Origin of the sequence: Solibacillus merdavium (genome assembly GCF_014836935.1) — a bacterium.
Lineage (GTDB): Bacteria > Bacillota > Bacilli > Bacillales_A > Planococcaceae > Solibacillus > Solibacillus ferritrahens.
The window spans coordinates 42,115-61,635 of record NZ_JACSPW010000005.1 but is presented as its reverse complement, the minus strand read 5'-3'; the positions used below and the strand labels follow the sequence as shown (position 1 = coordinate 61,635).

Genomic DNA, 19,521 nt, shown 5'->3' with positions numbered 1-19,521 from the left:
TTTAGTTGGTTTAGCATCTTAAGGGGAACATTATGCGAGAATATTTAAAAATAGAATTTAAGCACTTTTTTATGAATAAGAAAAACATATTCATCTACATTCTTTTAACGTTTGCTGTGTTTTTTTATGCGTATAAAGTAGCTCCTGCCTATGATCCGATAGAAAAGGTAGATCGTGAAGAAATCGAAGCGCGTTATTTAACACGACAAGAGTTTATTGATAGCATAGAGAAACGAGATTATGAAGATATTCATCCTATGACAATACAGGCCTACCATATGTTCAGTGAAGTCAATCCATTAGACAAAGCTAGATTAGACACACTTGATACAGGTGATTTGAAAAAATATGCTCAGGTAACGAGCGAATGGTATTTTATCACAAATTATATGACTTATTACAATGAGCATATCTCGTACAACTCACGCTATTATATGAAACAACGAGAATTGGCATTTGATCGTGGCTTTTATAATTCGTTAGAGCAATATGCACGTTACGGGGCTTATGCCAAAGCAGATTATGAGCTATCCATTAACCAATTTGAGCAACGTACAGCATTACAGACAGTTGAGCGCTTATTAAACGGCCCATTGCCAATTATATTAATTACTTGTGTCTTACTATTGGCAATCGATGTTGTGTTGAAAGACCGCCTTCATCCTTCTGTTTTAAAGGGCTTTCCTTTAACAGATTGGAAAAAGCTGCTTTCGAAAATGTTCGTTGCTTATATTGGCAGTCTGGCATTGTTTCTTCCGTTAATTGTGGGCTTTGTTATAATCGGTGTGCGGTCAGGCTTTGGTCATTTTCAGCTACCGTCTCCCGTATTTACAAACATATCGGAATGGCAACAAGTAGGCAGTTTTGACATGATGACACTCGGTACATTTTTAGCTCAATCACTTGCACTTATTTTGATGTGGTTCCTCGTTGTTATTGCGCTTGTAATACTGTGCAGCGTGTTATTCCGTCATGAAATGGTGAATTTAGCTGTCGGTACCCTTTTAATTTTTGGTGAAAGATTTTATATGAGCCGTAATGTCGGTTATTTTTGGGATATTGAAAACTTACCAACATCTTATATTCAAGTTGGAAAAATCGTTTCTAAACAACACAACTTTTTCTTAGCAAGCGAATCATTAGATTATATCTTAGGGCTACAATTATTAGCGATATCATTTGCTATTGTACTTATTATTACTCTGCTCATTGCAAAAAATAAACGCTTTATGCTCATAAAGTAGAAATTAGAGAACTAAAGTCATAGTGAAAAAAACTGCACTTACATTTGTTAGATTCAAACAAGTGTAAGTGCAGTTTAATTTTTCAAATCAGTTTGGAATATAAATAATTAGCTTATCAGGATTCATTTGATATTTTAGTAATTGATTGCTTTCACTAATAGTTAGCTTATAAATGTCAGGTTTTGTTGTAGACTTCCAAAAATTAAAATCAAATGTACTATCGAAGTGATGCATAATATTCGACATTATATTTCCATGAATTCCTATGACAATCTTTTTCCCTTTATATTTATGTAATAGTTCATTTAGAGCTGCAAGACCGCGCTCCTTCACCTCATTACTTGATTCCCCGCCCGGATAAGAAAAATTTGGATTTTCCATTGAATATTTAAACGCTTCTATTGGATCCTCAAATATGTAGTCGGTAGCAGCTAAACAACCTTCTCTAAAACGGTAATCCTTTTCGATTTCTTTATTAATCAATTTTGATAAACCTTCTACAGTTTGAATTGCTCTTACATATGAGCTGGATACGATATAATCAATGGATTCTGAACTTAGTATTTCTTTTACTTTTTCAGCATCGTTTCTACCTTTATCAGATAAGCCTCCTGTATCTCCCTTTCATGTTCAAAAAGCCATACACTCTTTTTTAACACTTAAAGTTCCCTTCATTACACATTTCAATCTCCAACTATTATTTTCGCAAATGTAGATGGAAAAAACACTACTTCATATTGTCCTTCTAGCGTCTGCTTCACTTTTTTTGTCAGTTCAGCACCACGATCATTATGCTGTTGCTCCAGCAAAACACCATTTGGCACAATGCCGTCGTTTTCCCAGTCAATCCATTTACCATAGTCATATATCCATTCCTGCAGATCCTGCTTCAATCCTTTTGATAATGAAAAATCATCTATATCTAAATTTGTAAGACATCGGTCACACCATAATGGGTCAGCACTAATATCTGCCTGCACTCTTAGTTTTTTTAATTTATGACTTCCACAATATTGCATAGGTGAAATCTCTCCTTTTTACTTGATTTCTCATCCTAAATTATAGGCTTAAATTAAACATATATTAGGTTGTTATGGTGAATAATGGTGTAATTTGAATGGAGGAGGTGTTACGTACCCCCTCAAACACGATTAAGATGAGTATCTTGAAATTTTGTTGGATATTTCAATCCAAGACCAAACATTCTATCCATCCCGATATGGGCTATCCAAATTAGGCAAATCATTATAATGCTATCGTTATGTATTAAGAATCCGCATATCATTAATATTAATGGGATCGAGTATGTATGAAAAAGATTATACAGTATTGAACCAACCTTAACGTTTTTTATGTAACCAATTGCTGAAATGTCTGGAGCTAACAATAAAACTAGAAAAATGCTCCAACTAAATTGCAGATAGAAGTAAAAATAAACGCTTAAAACAAAAACAGCTAACCCCTCCAATTGCAAAATAAATTTATTCAAATACGCCATCATCCCTTAGAATTAGTAGTGTAAGCAATCATTCTCCTCAATATGCACTCTGGTTGTATTGAGTATAGATAAGCAATTTAAAAGTAAAAAAGTTTAGCATCAAACAAAGGGCTAAACTTTTATTGTACTTATTTAATTTATATATTTACTTAACGCTGAATTCCCGAACTATTCCACAAGCCAATGTCTTCTATTTCTTCTCATACTCATCATAAGGGACATTTTTCTTGTTGGCCATTTGATAAATGAAAATCGAAGCCATTTCCTTATCTTCTTTAACGACAAGCTCGTTCCCCACTTTATCGGTAAACTTATAGTTACCAATTGCTCCTGGTACATATTCTAGTGCAACTTTATCGATTACATCCCATTCCATTTTCTGCGAACCAATTAATTGTTTTTTATACACGACATTCTCATTAATAGCTGTATATGTTTCTGTTGAACTATATAAAGTAACAAATCCTAGAATTAAAACTCCAAAACTTACAATGTATGTGATTGTTTGACGCTTCCAGCTCAGTAGTGTAAATCCAGCAGCTAAAATTGCAAAACCAGTCAAAATAATCATTACATTCGTTTTAAATGAATAAATATAAAAGTTTGAGCGATCTGTTAAAAATAAATCCGGAACGGTCATTGGGACAAATATAGCAAATAGTGGTGAAATAATTAAACACGTAATCGCAAGCAATGCAAAAATTAATCTAGGTGAATATTTTTTTAACATGGTCTTCCCCCTTAAAGCTTCTCCATCTTTTTCACGGTCTATAAAAAATATATTATTCTTTAAAGCTAAACAAATCTAAATCATTCCGTTTGATTAAAACGATTTAGGATGTAATGCGCAATCCATCGCAGCATATTTAGTATAAAATGAATTGTAAAATTTTTCAATATTTTCAATAAATATTAATTGTATAATTAGGTTTTTTACTTCAAATATTTGCTTGAAACAGAAAAAAACCAATATCAAATTGACATTGGTTAAAGGTTTTAAGTTTGAGGTCTAAATTTCTACGCGATATCTCCAATGCGAATGCTTTACGTCTTCAAAGTTAATATAGGCTACGCTCGCTTCAATGACATCATTTAAATTGAGCTCATGCTTTTTTGCAAAGTTTTTTAGGCTCTCAAGCAATTCTTTGTCACATGTCGTCCGAAATTCAGTCCGGTCTTTCGGGCGGTTCTGTTTATTGAATACAATAGTTTCAGTTTCTATTATATTGCTATAACCATTTTCGAGTAAATAGCCAATGTGGGTATCGTATTTTTCGGCCAATTGTTTTAAGTTATTTAAAATTTCCGCGCTTATACGTGTTTTATATCGAACTCTTGTTTCATCCGTTGTTTGCATGAGCTTACCATTATGTAACTTCCACATTGTCATTCTCCTATCGAATTATATAGATATTTATATTATATCCAATGCTGGGCAAAATAAAACACCCCTTATATGATAAGGAGTGTAGAACGTAAAGTTGCGATCGGATAATGCATATTAAGTTGTAAAGGTTTACTTACGATAGTTTAACTTTAAATACTACGTGTGAGCCGAAATTTTCAATGGTATATCTCAATTCGCGTATGCATTTCGCTCGCTTAAATCTGGTTGGCATCTTTCGAGAATCTTCGTTAAAGCATTTGGTACATTAATTGCCAGTAACACTTTTGTAAATATTACTAAAAAACGCATACAACGAAGGTAATAGAAATCATAATATTATCTAATCTAAACTAGTGGTTAATAATTTACTCTTCTTTTCGATGATCGCAACTTTACTTGTTAGTAATATACCACCGATATAAATAATTAAACCTCTTTTTGACACTTTTTCTTTCAATTTTTTGGTGTTTCGAGTATATAATGAATGAACGGGGGTGTCTTATAATGATTAAAATAAAGAAAATAGAATTTATGAAAGTGCTTTATGATGATGCATTGGCACAAAATATATTTTCTATTGCTAATATTACTTTTTCAAACCGAAATCCAATTCATGGTGCCCTCCTCTACTGGCAGCAAAATCAATCCGAAGAACTATATACCAAAGAAGGCGACTATAAGTTTTTTTATGATTTAGCAAAAGCTCAATATTTTGCAGCAGTAAAATTTCCGAAAGACTGTAATTTAACTCGCGACGAGCGCCAGGAACTTGCTTATTTACTATTGGAAGAGCGTGGAGCAATCGGAACCTACAGCTTTGTTTCAACAAAGCCAAAGAAGCTCATACATGTTAAAGATGCTTTCGAGTCTATCAATTTTCCGGCTGATTTTTCGGTAACGGATTTTAATAATATTTCAGTGTTAAAAAAAATCGAATCGCATGATGAAACACTTTATGAAGAGCTGCCTTATGACCGTTCATTTCTGGAAACCTATTTAGAATGGTGCCGATTAGCGGTGCAAAAGCATCCTTCTAAACTGACAGCCTATTTGCAATACCTACCATTTTCTTATATTTGTTACAGCAATGCTTTGTTATCAGAGCAATTTTTAATCGATTATTTACCAGAAGTTGATTTGGAAGCACTTCAATATAATAAGCCAGTACTTGCAAGGCTTACGATGTCATTTAAACGTTATTTAATAACGACTTTAATGGAAAATAAAAAGCGCATTCACCCTGATTTTGTCGATCAATTGGATGATTTTATTGAAAGCAATGCTTTTTACAGCTCCTATGATGTCGTATACCTTCCGGAGGCTGATGAGATTCCGGATATGGATTTACAGTATTTCGAATATGACCGCGGACCGTATAAATGGCCTGGTAGTGAACACCTCGTAAAAGGTATTCCGTCGCTTGTGAGCCAGCAGTATAATTGCTACGGTGATAAACGTTTAACAAATACTGAAATGGACAAAAAATTAAAGTCCTATAATGCACAGCAAAAGCAATTATTTATGGCCATTGCCGAACCTCACTGGTTAAACAAATACCGGAATGAGCTGGATTGGTCATACATTTGCCAATATAATGTACATTTAAATGAACAGTTTTTAACTGCCCATATTCAATATATTGATTTTGACGCACTAGGGCTTAATACAGATATTGCAGTTAACGTCGAATTCTTATCTACGTATTTACACCGTTTTAACCATCAAAAAGCGGTACCGTTAATTATTTGTCATTTAACTGAGCAGTTTTATTTAACACATAAAGATGAGATTAAAGTTGATATTGATTTACTGTACAAATATATGGATTGTATCGATGAAGAGGAATTTTTAAGGATTGAAAATTATTTAATCGACTATTAGAAGATAGATTCATAAAATTAGGGGGTGGATAAAAGTTAATTGACTTTTATCCACCTCCGTTTTATTGCTATACATTTTGAATTTGTTTCGTGAAGTCTTTGTAGTTTAATAGATTATTAAAATAAAGCCCCTGCCCATACTGACAATTAAGCTCCTTTAAAATAGCAAAATCTTCCCCATTTTCTATATTATTAGCTACTACCTCTAATTCCAGGACACTTGCTAAGGAAATAATGGCAGCTACCATTTTCGCATTTGCCGGTACTAAATTTAATTCATGTGTAAATGAGCGATCTATTTTTAAAGTACTAATTGGAATCTCTCTTAAATAGTTTAAAGATGAATACCCTGTACCGAAATCATCTATTGAAATCGTAATACCTCTATCATGAAGTTGGTTAATTATATCGATGAGCTGGATATCTTTATCGAGCATACCGAGTTCTGATATTTCAATTTCTAAATAATTCGGTGCTAAATTTGATTGTTCAAGCATTAGTGTCAAATCGGTAATGAAATTTGGTTCTTTAATCGTCTCGATAGAAAGATTGATAGCGATTTTGAAGCTGTCATCTACAAAGGGCTTAAATTCCACAAGTTGCATGATAGCATTTCGCAATACCCATTGTTCTATTTGTGGGAGTAAGCCACATTGCAATGCAAAGGGTAAGATTTCTTCCTGCTTCATAACGCCAATCTCTTCATCAACCCAATGAACAATCACTTCAGCCCCGATTATATCATTTTTATGTAATTGGTAAATGGGATCATAATGCAAAACGAATTTATTTTCACGCAATGCTTTATGCAGTTTTGTTTCCAGAACTAAAAACTGATCATTCGTATTCGGCATTTCTTTTTTATAGACTATATAATTGTTTCCTTTTTTAGCTTTTGCAGCATACATCGCAATGTCGGCAGTTTTCAGTAATTTTGCAGCGCTTTCCCCATCTTCAGGATAAATGCTGATGCCTAAACTTACACTTGCATAAAACTCGTAATCCTCTAAAATGAAACTGTCTTTAAATACATTTAATATTTTTGCAGCCATTTCATGTACTAATGTAACATCTTCTAAAATATAGAAAAACTCGTCTCCATTCATTCGATAAAACGAATTGGACTGTATATCGATTTCCTTTAAACGACTTGCTAATTCTATTAAAAACAAATCCCCGATTTTGTGTCCTAAACTATCATTTATGTTTTTAAAACGATTAACATCAAAAAAACATACAGCAAATTGTTTATTATGACGCAAACTCGTTGAAATTTCATGTTCGATTCGTTTCGTCAGGCTACGACGATTTGGTAAACCTGTTAAATCATCATGATATGCAATATGCGCAATCTTTTTGATGTTCTTTTGGGCAGTAATGTCTGTACGAATAGAAATATACCGTTCGGGTTTCCCGTTCTCCCCCACAAATGGAACAATAGTAGTCTTTACCCAATATAATGAACCGTCTTTTGCACGATTACATACCTCGCCCTGCCATGTACCGCCATTTCCTATTGTTCGCCACATTTCTTTGAAAAAAGATTTTGCATGGAAACCGGAATTTAAAATCCGATGGTCTTCTCCGATTAATTCTTCCCGAGAATATTTGGAAATCTCGCAAAACTGATCGTTAACTTTTTGTATAATACCCCGCTGATCGGTTACCGCTACAATTGCTGTTTTATCCAATGCGGCTTTTAAATCAACAAGTTGCTCATATGTAAAATCAATCGAAGTTAGTGCTTTAGAGTCCAATGCTCCATGCATAGAAACCTCTCCATTCTGTTCTTTAGAATAACTATATTTTCTATTGATAAAATTATAAATCTAAATAATATATTTAGCTAACTTTTTATGTAAATGTAATCATTTTAAAGATAGTAAATTATACATAATTCACAAATTTATCATAATTAAATAGACTTAAATTTTCTCTTCTAGTAAATTTCATTGATACTATAGTAACACAATTGAATCTGCCAATAGATAAATATATTTATATTGGAATAATAATACAAAAAAATAAATCAATCTATATATAAGGATAGACTGATTTATTGGGTGCTATTAAATTGTTACATAATGATTTTGTCATTGTGGTGATTAGCAATTCTTTTACTAATGGAAGGTGAAGGTAGTTCGACGCTGCCTGTAAGATATTATTTCATCTCCTGTTCAATTGCGTAGTTATAATATGCAAGTAATTGCTGTGGCGAAAGCATATTTACAAAATAATGGAAATTTACTGGCTCAAGTCCAAACTGCTCACACTTCTCTACATATACGGAATAACCTTCTTCATAATGGATCATAATCCATCCTCCTTTGTACTATAACAGTTTTTGATTTATGAATTAACTATATAACAGATTAGTTATTAATGTCAACGAATTTTCTCAATTTAAGCAAATAAAAAAACTACAATAAAGATCTTGTAGTTTAGTTGACATAATATAATTATTATAAATTATTGAAAGGATTGTTTTTTAGTACTTCCTGTATTTGCTCATCTTCTATATGTGTATAAATTTGAGTGGTCGCAACACTTGAGTGCCCCAATATGTGCTGTAGGCTTCGTATATCTGCCCCCGCTTTATACATCATCGTTGCAGAAGTATGACGCAGCTTATGCGGTGTTAATCGGTCTTTTGGTGATTCGCTATTTGCATTAATAGCTTTTACGATGCGGGCAATGGATTGTCTGGCAAACCGAGTTCCCTTTTGTGAAACGAATAATGGTTCTTTCCCATCACCTTTATATGTATTACGTTCTAGTAAATATTTTTCCAAAGCTTTCATACAAGCATCATTTAAGTATACTTGGCGCTCTTTGTTCCCTTTACCGATTACGGTTAACTTACGGTCATGAATAGAATCTATATTTAGAGAGCACAATTCCGAAACCCGTATCCCCAGGTTTAAGAAAAATACCATCATGCATTCGTCGCGTGTACTATAGTACTGTCCTTGGACTGCACCGATAAATTCCTTTGCTTCATTATAATTTAAATAAACCGGCGATCTTTTACCGATTTTTGGTGTTTCTAGATGTTCGGCTGGGTTCTCATCAACAAGTCGGCGCTTTCCTTTTAAATATTTGAAAAAAGCTTTCAATGTCGCGACTTTACGTGCGCGGGCAGAAGAAGAATTTCCACGCTGCACTTCACAGTACTCCATAAATAAATATAAATCTTCCAAGGAAACTTCCTTAATCATATCTATTGTTACATCTGAAATATCTATCGTATGTATTAAATCCAATTGTATATCGTGTTCAATGGCTTTTAAAAAGCGCATAAATAAAACTAAATCATATTCATACTCTTTACGGGTTCTTGGGGACTTGCCCGTAATTGTTGTTAAGTAGATTAAAAAATCCCGCAAAAATTTAGGTAGTGGCATTTCCCAATTTCATCCTCTCTTCTCTATTATTATAGCATAAATAATGTTCCCAAATTTATATTTGGGAACATTATTGGATAAAATCGCATAATTAGCATCATTTGTACCTAAAAACAGAACAAACGTTCCTTAAATGTGATTTCGCTCTCAGACGCAGTGAAATTTAATGTTGTGTATAGTTGTCCATCTCAAATCGTCTGAGAGCGTTTTTGAAAATGAGCATTTAGGTTAGAAATTTTGGTTTTCGGGAATGTAGAATCTAGGAGGTGAAACGATGAATTCGCTTAAAACCCATTACGTCTTTTACTATCCATTTAATTATCGTCAATATCATTTTGGAAAATTTGAGCAGCTATTAAAGCAGCATCATTTTTATCATTTTAAAATGGGTTATGAAGATACTCTTTACGGAGAAGATGTCGAAGTTTCTCACCAATTATTAAAGCAATTTTATTACCCCTTTATAGAAGAAAAGCTATTAAATGATGACGTCTCTCATCTCCACTTTAATCGCTACTCGAAAAAGATACAGGGGCAAGGCGTGATGGTAACACAATTCGATGAAATTCCTTTTACCTTATTGAGTGCAGATGTCAATTTATGTCCATTCGGTATTGGTATTGCAGCTATAAGAATACAATTGGAAGACGATATTGATGTAAATGCTGCGTTGTCATTTGGGCATTACTTTCGCGTACTACAGCCGAAAATTGATGAAGAACTCGGCGTAACTATCCAATATGAGGATTTTACGTTTGAAAATACGGAGGAATTATTATTTAAGAAGATTGCACCATTTTTAGAAGATTTTTTTGTTGATTATTCAGCCATTCATAAAAATATTAGCAAAATACCGTTTTTTGAAGATGAGCGCATGTATGTAAGTGCTTTTTTTCATTTTGATGAAAATACAAAAATCGATGAATTTCTACTATACCGCGCCGGGCAGCTGAATGGGCGTGATCGTAATGGAGATCCCTATATATCCAGTACGAATGAAGAATATATAAAGCGTTTTATTGATGAACATACTTACCAACGCTGGGCACCGAGATTTTATACAATTACGACATTGCAAGGCCAAATCCAATTAACAAATGTCGATGAAGAAAGTATGAAGAAATATCTCGGGAGTTTTCATTCGATTTCCTATTACACTTTACTTATTCATTATTTTTATAAGCTCATGCTATTGAAGTTAATATTTGAACATAGTGAATTAAAATTTTCAAAGGATAAAGATATAGTCGAGGAATTAATTGAACAAATAACAAAGTTCGCCTCTAGGTATTACTTTACGGAAGTCTCTGTACGTACTGAAGGGAAAGAAATTTCGCAGTATTTCCGGAAGGTGTTTCGTATAGACGGGCTGTATCATGAAACGAAGGAAACGCTAGATGAACTTTATCGGATTCAGGAAGATCGATCCGCTGATAGATTAAACAAGCTAATTTTTATTTTAACTATTTTCAGTATGATTTCCGGTATATATGGAATGAACCTAGTCATTGAAATGTTGGGAGAACCTATCCAACTGTCCGATATAGTGGACTTCACTTTATTTGAATGGATAGCATTAATACTAGCTATGCTGGGGTTATTCACAATGGCAGCTTTAATCATCAATCAGCTGTTCAACTTTACAACTAGCATATACGGAAAAGTACGAAGAAAACGACAGCGGTAAATTAAAAGATGGGATAAAGTAAAAGTCATAAAGACTCTACTCTATCCCATCTTTTTTATTGTTACATCATAAAAAAACGATACAAGAAAAAAACTATAATTAAAAACAAGACTAGTTTCAGTACGCCTTTAAATAGTTTGACAAAAAGCAGGAATGCCCCGATAAATAAGATAATAGTAAGCCAATCCATCTTTTATACAAATAGCGTAATCGTTTCACCGTTACGCTTTACCTTCCAGTTTGATGACAACATATTGCGGATTTCCTGTTCTGTATCTGCTGATACATTTAATTGCGCTAAGCCATTTCCAGCTTCTAAAAGCTCATACTGATCCTCTGTAATTTGAAAACGCATCCGCAGCAAATTTTTTAGTCCATTAATTGTCATAAACTTCACTTTATAATTCCCTTCAAATGCTTGCTGTAGAAGATTTGTATCTTCATTTAGCAATGTCATGATTGGTTCAAAGTCCATGTTGTAATCATCTTTTAAAATGTGAACTTGATCATTTTCGATATACTGTCTAACTTGTTCGTATGTGTATGGATGTGCTTTTAATACTTCAATTGTATATGCTTCCATCATTGAAATTGCCAAGGCCTTTCCCCCTCTTAATATCATTTTCTTTCTTTAAATATCAAATTGTGTCCGTCTATTTGCTATTGTAGCATAAGTTTCAATAGTTTTTAGGGAAACGCTGCTCTCGTTCGGTTAAAACGCCCTTTCTTGCATAACCAAATTGCTCAAATAAGGATTCTGTTTCCTGCTGTTGAATTAATTCCTTTTGGATGGTGTAATATCTTAGATTTGTAGCGGTTATTTTAAATTCCATCTGCTCTGACATCGATTTGAATATTCTTTCAATGGTTTTTACAGTTAATGGCTCTCCCATCTTGTTCCCTACGCCAAGCCAGACGTATGGTGAGAAATCAGTGAGGGGCATAAATTGTTCAGTAAATCTTTTATAGTCATCTAATAATTCCAATAGTCTTGTGGAAATAGGCAATGACCTGAAAGTTTTGGAAGCAAGGACAATGACCTCTTTTGTTTGTTTATTAATATGCTTCCATTCCATACGAACAAGCTCTGCAGGTTTAATGCCAAGCTCCGCTACCGTGAAAACAATTGCCGCATTTCTTAATGCCAGCCATTCATGTTCAGCGTTTTGTGCGATGTCATATTGATAGGGCCAATAGGACAGTGCTCGTTTAAATTGCTTTTCTTTTAAAACGTCAAGTTCTGTATCTAGCTTTTCTAAAGGTTGAATCAATGCTTCATTATACGCTGTTATAACACCCCTTAATTGTAAAAAAGTTAAAAATTGACGAATTGACGCGAATTTCCGATTTATTGTATTCACCTTTTGATAGGTTTCTTGAATTTCCTTTGCATAATGTTGCAACGCTTCATTTATGTGCTCGGTATGCTGAATTATTTCAGCAAACTGCTTTGCATCCAACGTATATTGTTTTTTCGTATAAAACGATTTATTGATTGACATTAAATAGGTTTCGAAAGCTTTCACATATGTGTCATACATAAACATGGCTCCCTTCAACCATATTGTACCATTCTCTTAAATAAATTTAACAAGATATGAGTATAGATTTGCTTAACATATTAACATTTTTCTTGAAAATTCTTAATTAAATGTTAATGATTTAATAATCGTCTATAATAATTGGTATAAATGATTTAAGGGGGATATTTATGCAAGTGCGTACTACAAGGCTTGAAGCTGAAGAAGCAAAAATTATTTATCAGGAGACAGCTGGAATTGCCATTATCACAATTCATCGACCTCAGCTTAAAAATGCGTTGACGGCAAATATGTGGGATCAATTAGCAAACATTGCACTAAAGACGTTGGAAAATCCTAAAAATAAAGTGTTGCTTTTACGAGGTTCTGGAGAGAACTTTACTGCGGGTTCTGATATTAAAGAATTCAATTCAATTTCCTTGGAAAAAGCCGAAGAAGCTTTTGTACATATGGAAAAAACAATTTCTACAATTGAAAATTTACCATTGCCTGTTATCGGTGTCATTAATGGACCGGCAATGGGTGCTGGGTTAGAGCTTGCACTTGCATGTGACATCCGCATTGGTTCGGATAAAGCGAAAATGGGGATTCCCGTTGGAAAGCTTGGTATCACATTAAATAATAAATTTGCTAAGCGTTTAGTTGATTTAGTGGGGCCTTCTGCAACGAAAGACTTTGTATTTACTGGTCGTATGTATAAAGCAGATGAGGCATATAAAGCAGGAATGTTAAACTATTTAGTTTCGGAAAAGGATTTGAATCGCTTTGCCATTCGCATGGGAAAACTAGTAGCCGGGATGTCACCGGATTCACTTCTTGCTGTTAAGCGTTCTGTAAAAGAGTGTGTTGATTCAACGCCAGCACTATGGGAAGGCTCTTCATCGTTCGTTTCTCAAACCGATTTTGCTGAAGGTGTACGTGCCTTTGTTGAAAAACGCCAACCTGCTTTTTCCAGACAACAACGTAAATAAAATAGTAAAACGCCGCAAATTAGATTTCAAAATTTGCGGCGTTCTTCATTAAGTGATGAGATTTTTAAAACGATAATTCCGAGATTTCTTCACGAATTGTCCGAATATGGTCTTCCATAAGTAACTTCGCCTTTTCGCTTTCCCCTCGGCTAATAGCTAGGTAAATCGCTTTATGCTCATCAAATGTACGCGTGATATTTGCTTTTGATGATAATCGATGTTTGCGCGTTGCTTCAATTGTATTTTGCATGTGCGGTTCCAAAGACGCGATCATTTGTTCAAGTACGCTGTTATGGGTCGATTTTGCGATTGCCATATGGAAGTCGAAGTCTGCCTGTAGCCCAGCCTCTTCATTATCCTCAGCTGCTTTCATCGCTTCAATTGATTGCGCAATTTTTTCAAGGTCATGACCATCTGCTCGTAATGCAGCAAGTGCTGCACACTGAGATTCCAGAATCAGCCTTAATTCAAGCATCTCATATAAAACGACTTTATCAGTTTTTAATAGTACATTTGATAATGGGTCCTGTACTTGATGAAGGGATTTATTTTTGATAAATGTCCCATCACCTTGTCGGATTTCCACTACATCACTGACTTCCAATAACCGTAGTGCTTCTCGTATCGACGTGCGACTTACACTGTAGAGCGCGGCAAGTTCCCGTTCAGGAGGCAATTTATCGCCAATCTTTAAATGACCAGCAGCAATTTCATGTTGGATTTTTTGGAATATGATTTCATAAACCTTTTGTTTGTTTGTTGAAGTCACCGGATTCACACCTTCACTATTTCACTAAAAATAAACTAAGTGCTGGAACGAATGAGATGATTAATACACAAATTATCATGACAAGTATAAATGGTATGATCGCACGCATTACACCTTCAAGTTTCGTTCCGGCTATTTTATTGGCTACGAATAAGTTTAACCCAACTGGTGGTGTTATGTATCCAATCGCTAAATTAACAATCATTATAATTCCAAAATGAACAAGGTCAATACCAAGTGCAGTCGCAACAGGCGCTAATATTGGCGTTAAAATTAAAATAGCTGCCGCTGTTTCCATAAATGTTCCGACAATCAGTAATATGAAATTAATGATAAGCAATGCAAAAATCCAGTTGTCCGTCACACTTAATAAAGCTTCTGTAATTTGCATCGGAATGCGTTCGCGCGTTAAGTAATAGGCAAAAACAGATGCGCCAGCAATGATAAATAAAATGGATGCACTCATGACAGTTGCTGATGAAAATATGTGATACAAATCTTTTAAAGTAATTTCGCGGTAAATAAATACTCCTACGATTAACCCATATACTACCGCAACTAAAGCCGCTTCTGTAGCGGTAAAAAACCCACTGTAAATACCGCCTAAAATAATGACAGGCATCATTAGAGCTAAAATAGAATCCTTTAAAGCTAAGAAAAATTCTTTGAAATCATATTTCTCTCCCCCGCCGTAACCTTGGAGAATCGAAACGATGTAAACCAGTACAAGTAAAGCAAACGTTACAAATATACCGGGAATTATTCCAGCTAAAAATAGATCGCTTATTGAAACACTTGCTGTGACGCCGAACAATACAAGTGGGACACTTGGAGGGATAATGACTCCGATTGTTCCTCCTGCAGCCTGAATAGCAGTGGAGAAGCTTTTATCATAGCCTTTTTTCACCATAGCAGGAATCATAATGGCACCAACCGCCGCTGTTGTCGCAGCAGCAGAGCCGGATAATGCAGCGAAAAAGGCACATGAAATAATTGATACTAATGCCAATCCACCGCGTACACGTCCAAGCATTACTTCCGCTAAATGAATTAATCTACGGGAAATTCCACCTGACTCCATTAACTTACCGGCAAGCAGGAAAAAAGGAACTGCAAGTAATGGAAAAGAGTCTATCGAGTTAAACATACGTTGGAAGATTGCTACAATGGGCATTTCACTTTGTATTACGAAAAATGTCGTTGCTGCCATCGCTAGAGCAATTGCAATTGGAACATTAATAAAAATTAATATGAGCAATACAACGAAAAGAATAATATCTGCCATTAAGATAGCTCTCCTTTCAGTTGTTTTGTGGTGATATAGAATAAATTCATCACAAGAATTAGCCCACTAATAGGAATGACTGAATAGACAATCCCCATCGGTATTTGCAATACTGCTGACGGCTGATTCATTACACGCATGGATAGTTCAAAGCCTTTAACGACCATGAGTACAAAAAACACTAGACAAACTGCTGCGCTTAGCACGATAAAAGCTTTCTTAATAAGGCCTTCCATCCGGTCAACTAATAATTCCATGCCAATATGCGCACGGGCTGCTACTGCATAGGCCGCCCCTAAAAATGTCATCCAAATCATGGAATACCGTGATAGTTCTTCTGTCCAGGCAATAGAATAGTCAAAAAAGCGGAACGTAATTTGACAAAATACCGAAATAACAAGTACCACCATCAAGGCAATTAAAATACCATGTACAACTTTATTTACCCCTTCTACTAATCTCACCATTGTCTTTCTCCTATCCTACTGCTCATTTAAAATACGCTGTAATAGCTTTTGGTTTTTTGCACTATCATAGACAGACATAATTTTCTCGCGGAATGCATTCACTTCAATAGTATCTACAACTTCCATTCCTTGTTCTTCAAGTCTAGCGAGTGCCTTTTGTTCCATATCAATAACGAGTTGTCGTTCATATGCACCGATTTTTTGACCTTCTTCCAATACAATTTGGCGTAGATCTTCCGGTAAACGGTTATATGCATGTTCACTCATCATAAACACTGCCGAAGAATAGGCATGTCCTGTTAGCGTCATATGTTTTTGATTGGCATCGTATAATTTGTAGCTATCTATAACTAAGATTGGGTTTTCCTGCCCGTCTACTACACCTGACTGAAGCGCAGTTAACGCTTCAGTCCAAGCCATAGGAGAAGGAGTAACACCAAGCTCCTTAAATGCAGAGATAAATACTTTGTTTTCCTGCACACGCATGGATAACCCTTTTAAATCATCAGGTGTTTCGATTGGCTTGATACTGTTTGTCACATGGCGGAAACCATTTTCTCCCCAAGATAACCCGATAATCCCAATATCCCGTAATTGCTCAAACATCTCATCCCCAATCTCACCTTCCAAAATGTTTACTGCTGTTTCTCGGTCGTTAAATAAAAATGGCAAGTCAAGTACAGCAAAATCTGAAACGAAATTCATAATCGGTCCTGATGTTGAGACAACCATGTCTACTGAACCGAGCATAGCTCCTTCAATCAGCTCACGTTCGGCTCCGAGCTGACTTAAAGGAAATGTTTCAATAATGACTCTCCCGTCTGTACGCTCTTCAACCCGTTGCTTTAACTCTTGCATCGACAACTCGAACGGATGATCTGCTGCAAGTGAATGTCCTGCGTATAAAACATACTGCTCTCTTTCATTTGAACTTGTGCAAGCCGATAAAAGTGCAAAACTCAATACAAGCCCCACTATGCAAACGAATTTTTTCATCTCCAATTCCCCTAATCAATGAATATTTTACCTGGATTCATAATGTTGTTTGGATCAAATATTTGTTTAATCTGTTTCATCCAGTCGTATGCTAACCCATGCTCAAGTCGTTGGTATTTTGCTTTGCCGCTACCGACACCATGTTCACCTGTACAAGTACCACCCAATGATAATGCGAATTCCACAACATGCTCATTAAGCTCTTTTGCCTGCAATATATCGTGTGGATCATTCATATCAACCATGAGTAAAATATGATAGTTCCCATCACCAACATGTCCGACAATTCCGGCGTTGATATTCATGCTCTCAATTTTTTTGCGGGAATTTTCGATCGCTTCCGGCAATGAATTGATCGGAACTACTACATCGGTAGACATTAAGCGTTTTCCTGGTGCTGAATGGATGTAAGTGTAGGCCAGATTATGACGCAATTCCCATAGCTGATTACGAGCTCGTTCATCTTGTTCAAAAGCTAGACCCGTACAGCCATTATCATTCAATAGTTCTGTTGCAAAGACAACATCGGACTGTAAACCAGATTCATTGCCGTGAAATTCCAAAAATAACGTAGGCATTTCTATAAAACTAGTACCCGAAGCATGATTAACCTGTTCAATACTATTTTTATCAACAAGCTCAATGCGTGCCATTGGAATCCCGGCCTGCTTTAATGCAACAACTGAATTGACGGCTTCTTGGACAGTATTAAATGTTGCACGTCCTGCCACTATTTTTTCCGGAATACCGTAAACTCGTAATGTTAACTCCGTAATGACACCAAGTGTACCTTCTGAACCTATCATAAGCCCGTTTAGATGATAGCCAGATGATGACTTGGCAGCTAGCCCGCCTGTGTGGATAATGTCGCCATTCGCTAAAACGACTTCTAAATCACGAACTTGATCGCGCATAATCCCATAGCGCACAGAAGTAGTCCCGCTTGCATTCGTAGCAGCCATACCTCCCAGTGTTGCATCTGCCCCTGGATCAACAGAAAAGAACATGCCGTGTTTTTTTAGTTCCTTATTTAATTGACTACGTGTAACACCAGGTTGGACCTTTACTAAAAAATCTTCTGACCGTACTTCAAGCACAGCATTCATAAGTGACAAATCAAGTGAGATCCCGCCTTTTGTTGGAATGACATGTCCTTCAAGACTTGTACCTAAACCAAATGGTACAACTGGTATAAGCTGCGCATTTGCGAAGGCTAAAACCGCACTCACTTCTTCTACTGATTTTGGATAAACGACCACATCTGGTAAGTGAGGTTCATGGTAAGATTCATCTCTCCCATGCTGTTCACGTAAAACATCATTTGTTGTCACTTGTTCATGTGATAATAAATCCTGTAATTGTTCAATATAATTCATAATGCATCCCCTTTTTGATTTTTGGTTATACCAACAATCATTTGGTCCAACCAATACTTCTTAATATTTAGAATATATTTATTTTTCTAAAAATACAATTAATTTTTAAGATTTATATGTTAATAATTTAAAAAAAGAACTGACGTATTAATGTCAGCCCTTTTTAACGGTTATTTAATTCCTCTTAACTGTAAATTAATTTTTTCCGGTTCTATGCCGAATTGATGGGAAAATACATCGGCAATATCTTTTTGAACTTCGTATAAATAAGTGGGAACATGATAGTGGACAGGTAATCTTAAATAAATATTAATGTTCATCTGCGGAACTCCTTCAATTTGTAAATTCGGCACTTCAAATTTTGTGATTTGATTCTGCTGCTCGAGTACATGTTCCAAAACATCTAGATAAACTGAACGTGCTATATACACACTATTTTGATGGAAGTCAGGTTGTACAATCGTCGTTTCCCCTAGTTTCACTTGAGTAGAAGAGAAAATCTCTTTCCCACGCTGAACTAGACGTTTAAAGAAATTTTGTTCTACTTGTTTGTAAGGTACCGGCATAACATGCTTTCCTTGTACTTCTCTAATATATTTAGCGATACGGATTTCTTTTTCTGTTCGAATATCCTGTACATAATAAAAATGGTTAATTTCGCCAATCTCTAAACGCGCGGCTATTTTTTTAGTCATTTTATCCGATGTTCCTATAATTAAGATTGATTTCACTTCATAGGATTGAATAGCCTTTAAAATCTCCTCTTTGTGTACATCATCATCGAAAATTGCGCGACGCACTGCCTTTAATGTATTTTTCTCAAATTTTGCTGACGTACCGGCTACCTTTTCACCATTTACAATAAATAACCCATCATCAATAATTGCCTGAATATTTTGTTCGTGAGCAAATTGTAGCGCACTTGTACTTTTACCAGTTCCACTCGGCCCACTTAAAGAATAGATGATCATCAGTCTCTTCCCTTCTATCTATACAGTAAAAAATAGCTACTCTAT

General features: G+C 35.2%; 19 protein-coding genes and 1 pseudogene. 4 read left to right on the top strand and 16 right to left on the bottom strand.

Going from position 1 to position 19,521, the window contains the following annotated elements:
* The first annotated feature begins 32 nt into the window (after positions 1-32).
* On the top strand, positions 33-1,244 hold the full coding sequence (locus H9632_RS06980; RefSeq protein WP_191703396.1) for an ABC transporter permease: 1,212 nt from the start codon (positions 33-35) through the stop codon (positions 1,242-1,244).
* Between the two features lie 87 nt (positions 1,245-1,331).
* On the opposite strand, the pseudogene H9632_RS06975 reads toward H9632_RS06980, so the two are convergent.
* From H9632_RS06975 to H9632_RS06955, 5 genes and pseudogenes are all read right to left on the bottom strand, one after another.
* Positions 1,332-1,838 (bottom strand): annotated as a pseudogene (locus H9632_RS06975) (histidine phosphatase family protein); the annotation flags it as partial.
* A gap of 89 nt (positions 1,839-1,927) precedes the next feature.
* On the bottom strand, positions 1,928-2,263 hold the full coding sequence (locus H9632_RS06970; protein WP_191703395.1) for a hypothetical protein: 336 nt from the start codon (positions 2,261-2,263) through the stop codon (positions 1,928-1,930).
* 122 nt (positions 2,264-2,385) lie between these two features.
* Positions 2,386-2,733: a DUF4260 domain-containing protein gene (locus H9632_RS06965; protein WP_191703394.1), complete on the bottom strand. Its 348-nt coding sequence runs from the start codon at positions 2,731-2,733 to the stop codon at positions 2,386-2,388.
* A 199-nt stretch (positions 2,734-2,932) separates the two neighbouring features.
* The gene (locus tag H9632_RS06960; protein WP_191703393.1) at positions 2,933-3,472 is read right to left on the bottom strand and encodes an ATP-dependent exonuclease; all 540 of its coding nucleotides are present in this window, start codon (positions 3,470-3,472) and stop codon (positions 2,933-2,935) included.
* Between the two features lie 279 nt (positions 3,473-3,751).
* Complete coding sequence (locus H9632_RS06955) at positions 3,752-4,126, bottom strand: rRNA methyltransferase (protein WP_191703392.1); 375 nt, start codon at positions 4,124-4,126, stop codon at positions 3,752-3,754.
* Positions 4,127-4,633: 507 nt separating this feature from the next.
* Here H9632_RS06955 and H9632_RS06950 point away from each other — a divergent pair.
* Positions 4,634-6,010 (top strand): nucleoside-diphosphate sugar epimerase, encoded by a 1,377-nt coding sequence (locus tag H9632_RS06950; protein WP_191703391.1) that lies wholly within the window; start codon positions 4,634-4,636, stop codon positions 6,008-6,010.
* A 67-nt stretch (positions 6,011-6,077) separates the two neighbouring features.
* Here H9632_RS06950 and H9632_RS06945 read toward each other — a convergent pair whose 3' ends face one another.
* From H9632_RS06945 to H9632_RS06935, 3 genes are all read right to left on the bottom strand, one after another.
* Positions 6,078-7,778: a putative bifunctional diguanylate cyclase/phosphodiesterase gene (locus H9632_RS06945; RefSeq protein ID WP_191703390.1), complete on the bottom strand. Its 1,701-nt coding sequence runs from the start codon at positions 7,776-7,778 to the stop codon at positions 6,078-6,080.
* A gap of 392 nt (positions 7,779-8,170) precedes the next feature.
* On the bottom strand, positions 8,171-8,323 hold the full coding sequence (locus H9632_RS06940) for a transcriptional regulator (protein ID WP_191703389.1): 153 nt from the start codon (positions 8,321-8,323) through the stop codon (positions 8,171-8,173).
* A 148-nt stretch (positions 8,324-8,471) separates the two neighbouring features.
* Positions 8,472-9,413: a tyrosine recombinase XerC gene (locus H9632_RS06935; protein WP_191703388.1), complete on the bottom strand. Its 942-nt coding sequence runs from the start codon at positions 9,411-9,413 to the stop codon at positions 8,472-8,474.
* A gap of 274 nt (positions 9,414-9,687) precedes the next feature.
* On the opposite strand from H9632_RS06935, the gene H9632_RS06930 reads away from it, so the two are divergent.
* A complete protein-coding gene (locus H9632_RS06930) occupies positions 9,688-11,100 on the top strand; it encodes a magnesium transporter CorA family protein (RefSeq protein WP_191703387.1) in 1,413 nt (470 codons plus the stop codon).
* A 193-nt stretch (positions 11,101-11,293) separates the two neighbouring features.
* On the opposite strand, the gene H9632_RS06925 is transcribed toward H9632_RS06930, so the two are convergent.
* Both H9632_RS06925 and H9632_RS06920 read right to left on the bottom strand, forming a co-directional pair.
* Positions 11,294-11,698, bottom strand: coding sequence for a hypothetical protein (locus tag H9632_RS06925; RefSeq protein WP_191703386.1), 405 nt, complete (start codon positions 11,696-11,698; stop codon positions 11,294-11,296).
* A gap of 79 nt (positions 11,699-11,777) precedes the next feature.
* On the bottom strand, positions 11,778-12,641 hold the full coding sequence (locus H9632_RS06920) for a tyrosine-type recombinase/integrase (RefSeq protein ID WP_225223722.1): 864 nt from the start codon (positions 12,639-12,641) through the stop codon (positions 11,778-11,780).
* A 170-nt stretch (positions 12,642-12,811) separates the two neighbouring features.
* Between H9632_RS06920 and H9632_RS06915 the strand changes: the two genes are divergently transcribed.
* Positions 12,812-13,612 carry an enoyl-CoA hydratase/isomerase family protein gene (locus H9632_RS06915; protein WP_191703384.1) on the top strand — a complete coding sequence of 267 codons (801 nt, stop codon included), beginning with the start codon at positions 12,812-12,814 and terminating at the stop codon, positions 13,610-13,612.
* Between the two features lie 64 nt (positions 13,613-13,676).
* Here H9632_RS06915 and H9632_RS19055 read toward each other — a convergent pair whose 3' ends face one another.
* From H9632_RS19055 to H9632_RS06885, 6 genes are all read right to left on the bottom strand, one after another.
* On the bottom strand, positions 13,677-14,381 hold the full coding sequence (locus H9632_RS19055) for a FadR/GntR family transcriptional regulator (protein WP_191703383.1): 705 nt from the start codon (positions 14,379-14,381) through the stop codon (positions 13,677-13,679).
* Between the two features lie 16 nt (positions 14,382-14,397).
* Positions 14,398-15,666 (bottom strand): TRAP transporter large permease, encoded by a 1,269-nt coding sequence (locus H9632_RS06905; RefSeq protein ID WP_191703382.1) that lies wholly within the window; start codon positions 15,664-15,666, stop codon positions 14,398-14,400.
* The gene (locus H9632_RS06900) at positions 15,666-16,133 is read right to left on the bottom strand and encodes a TRAP transporter small permease (protein WP_191703381.1); all 468 of its coding nucleotides are present in this window, start codon (positions 16,131-16,133) and stop codon (positions 15,666-15,668) included. The genes H9632_RS06905 and H9632_RS06900 overlap by 1 nt, the downstream gene beginning before the upstream one ends.
* 15 nt (positions 16,134-16,148) lie before the next feature.
* Positions 16,149-17,129 carry a TRAP transporter substrate-binding protein gene (locus H9632_RS06895; protein WP_191703380.1) on the bottom strand — a complete coding sequence of 327 codons (981 nt, stop codon included), beginning with the start codon at positions 17,127-17,129 and terminating at the stop codon, positions 16,149-16,151.
* 11 nt (positions 17,130-17,140) lie between these two features.
* Entirely contained in the window at positions 17,141-18,505 is a 1,365-nt protein-coding gene (locus tag H9632_RS06890) for an FAD-binding oxidoreductase (protein WP_191703379.1), read from the bottom strand.
* Between the two features lie 170 nt (positions 18,506-18,675).
* On the bottom strand, positions 18,676-19,476 hold the full coding sequence (locus tag H9632_RS06885) for an ATP-binding protein (protein WP_191703378.1): 801 nt from the start codon (positions 19,474-19,476) through the stop codon (positions 18,676-18,678).
* Positions 19,477-19,521 lie beyond the last annotated feature (45 nt).

Coding starts and splice junctions, on each gene's coding strand:
- H9632_RS06890 (WP_191703379.1), bottom strand. CDS start 18,505: ATGAATTATATTGAACAATTACAGGATTTATTATCACATGAACAAGTG.
- H9632_RS06935 (WP_191703388.1), bottom strand. CDS start 9,413: ATGCCACTACCTAAATTTTTGCGGGATTTTTTAATCTACTTAACAACA.
- H9632_RS06905 (WP_191703382.1), bottom strand. CDS start 15,666: ATGGCAGATATTATTCTTTTCGTTGTATTGCTCATATTAATTTTTATT.
- H9632_RS06900 (WP_191703381.1), bottom strand. CDS start 16,133: ATGGTGAGATTAGTAGAAGGGGTAAATAAAGTTGTACATGGTATTTTA.
- H9632_RS06920 (WP_225223722.1), bottom strand. CDS start 12,641: ATGTATGACACATATGTGAAAGCTTTCGAAACCTATTTAATGTCAATC.
- H9632_RS06960 (WP_191703393.1), bottom strand. CDS start 3,472: ATGTTAAAAAAATATTCACCTAGATTAATTTTTGCATTGCTTGCGATT.
- H9632_RS06885 (WP_191703378.1), bottom strand. CDS start 19,476: ATGATCATCTATTCTTTAAGTGGGCCGAGTGGAACTGGTAAAAGTACA.
- H9632_RS06930 (WP_191703387.1), top strand. CDS start 9,688: ATGAATTCGCTTAAAACCCATTACGTCTTTTACTATCCATTTAATTAT.
- H9632_RS06945 (WP_191703390.1), bottom strand. CDS start 7,778: ATGCATGGAGCATTGGACTCTAAAGCACTAACTTCGATTGATTTTACA.
- H9632_RS06970 (WP_191703395.1), bottom strand. CDS start 2,263: ATGCAATATTGTGGAAGTCATAAATTAAAAAAACTAAGAGTGCAGGCA.
- H9632_RS06950 (WP_191703391.1), top strand. CDS start 4,634: ATGATTAAAATAAAGAAAATAGAATTTATGAAAGTGCTTTATGATGAT.
- H9632_RS06980 (WP_191703396.1), top strand. CDS start 33: ATGCGAGAATATTTAAAAATAGAATTTAAGCACTTTTTTATGAATAAG.
- H9632_RS06940 (WP_191703389.1), bottom strand. CDS start 8,323: ATGATCCATTATGAAGAAGGTTATTCCGTATATGTAGAGAAGTGTGAG.
- H9632_RS06915 (WP_191703384.1), top strand. CDS start 12,812: ATGCAAGTGCGTACTACAAGGCTTGAAGCTGAAGAAGCAAAAATTATT.
- H9632_RS06955 (WP_191703392.1), bottom strand. CDS start 4,126: ATGTGGAAGTTACATAATGGTAAGCTCATGCAAACAACGGATGAAACA.
- H9632_RS06895 (WP_191703380.1), bottom strand. CDS start 17,129: ATGAAAAAATTCGTTTGCATAGTGGGGCTTGTATTGAGTTTTGCACTT.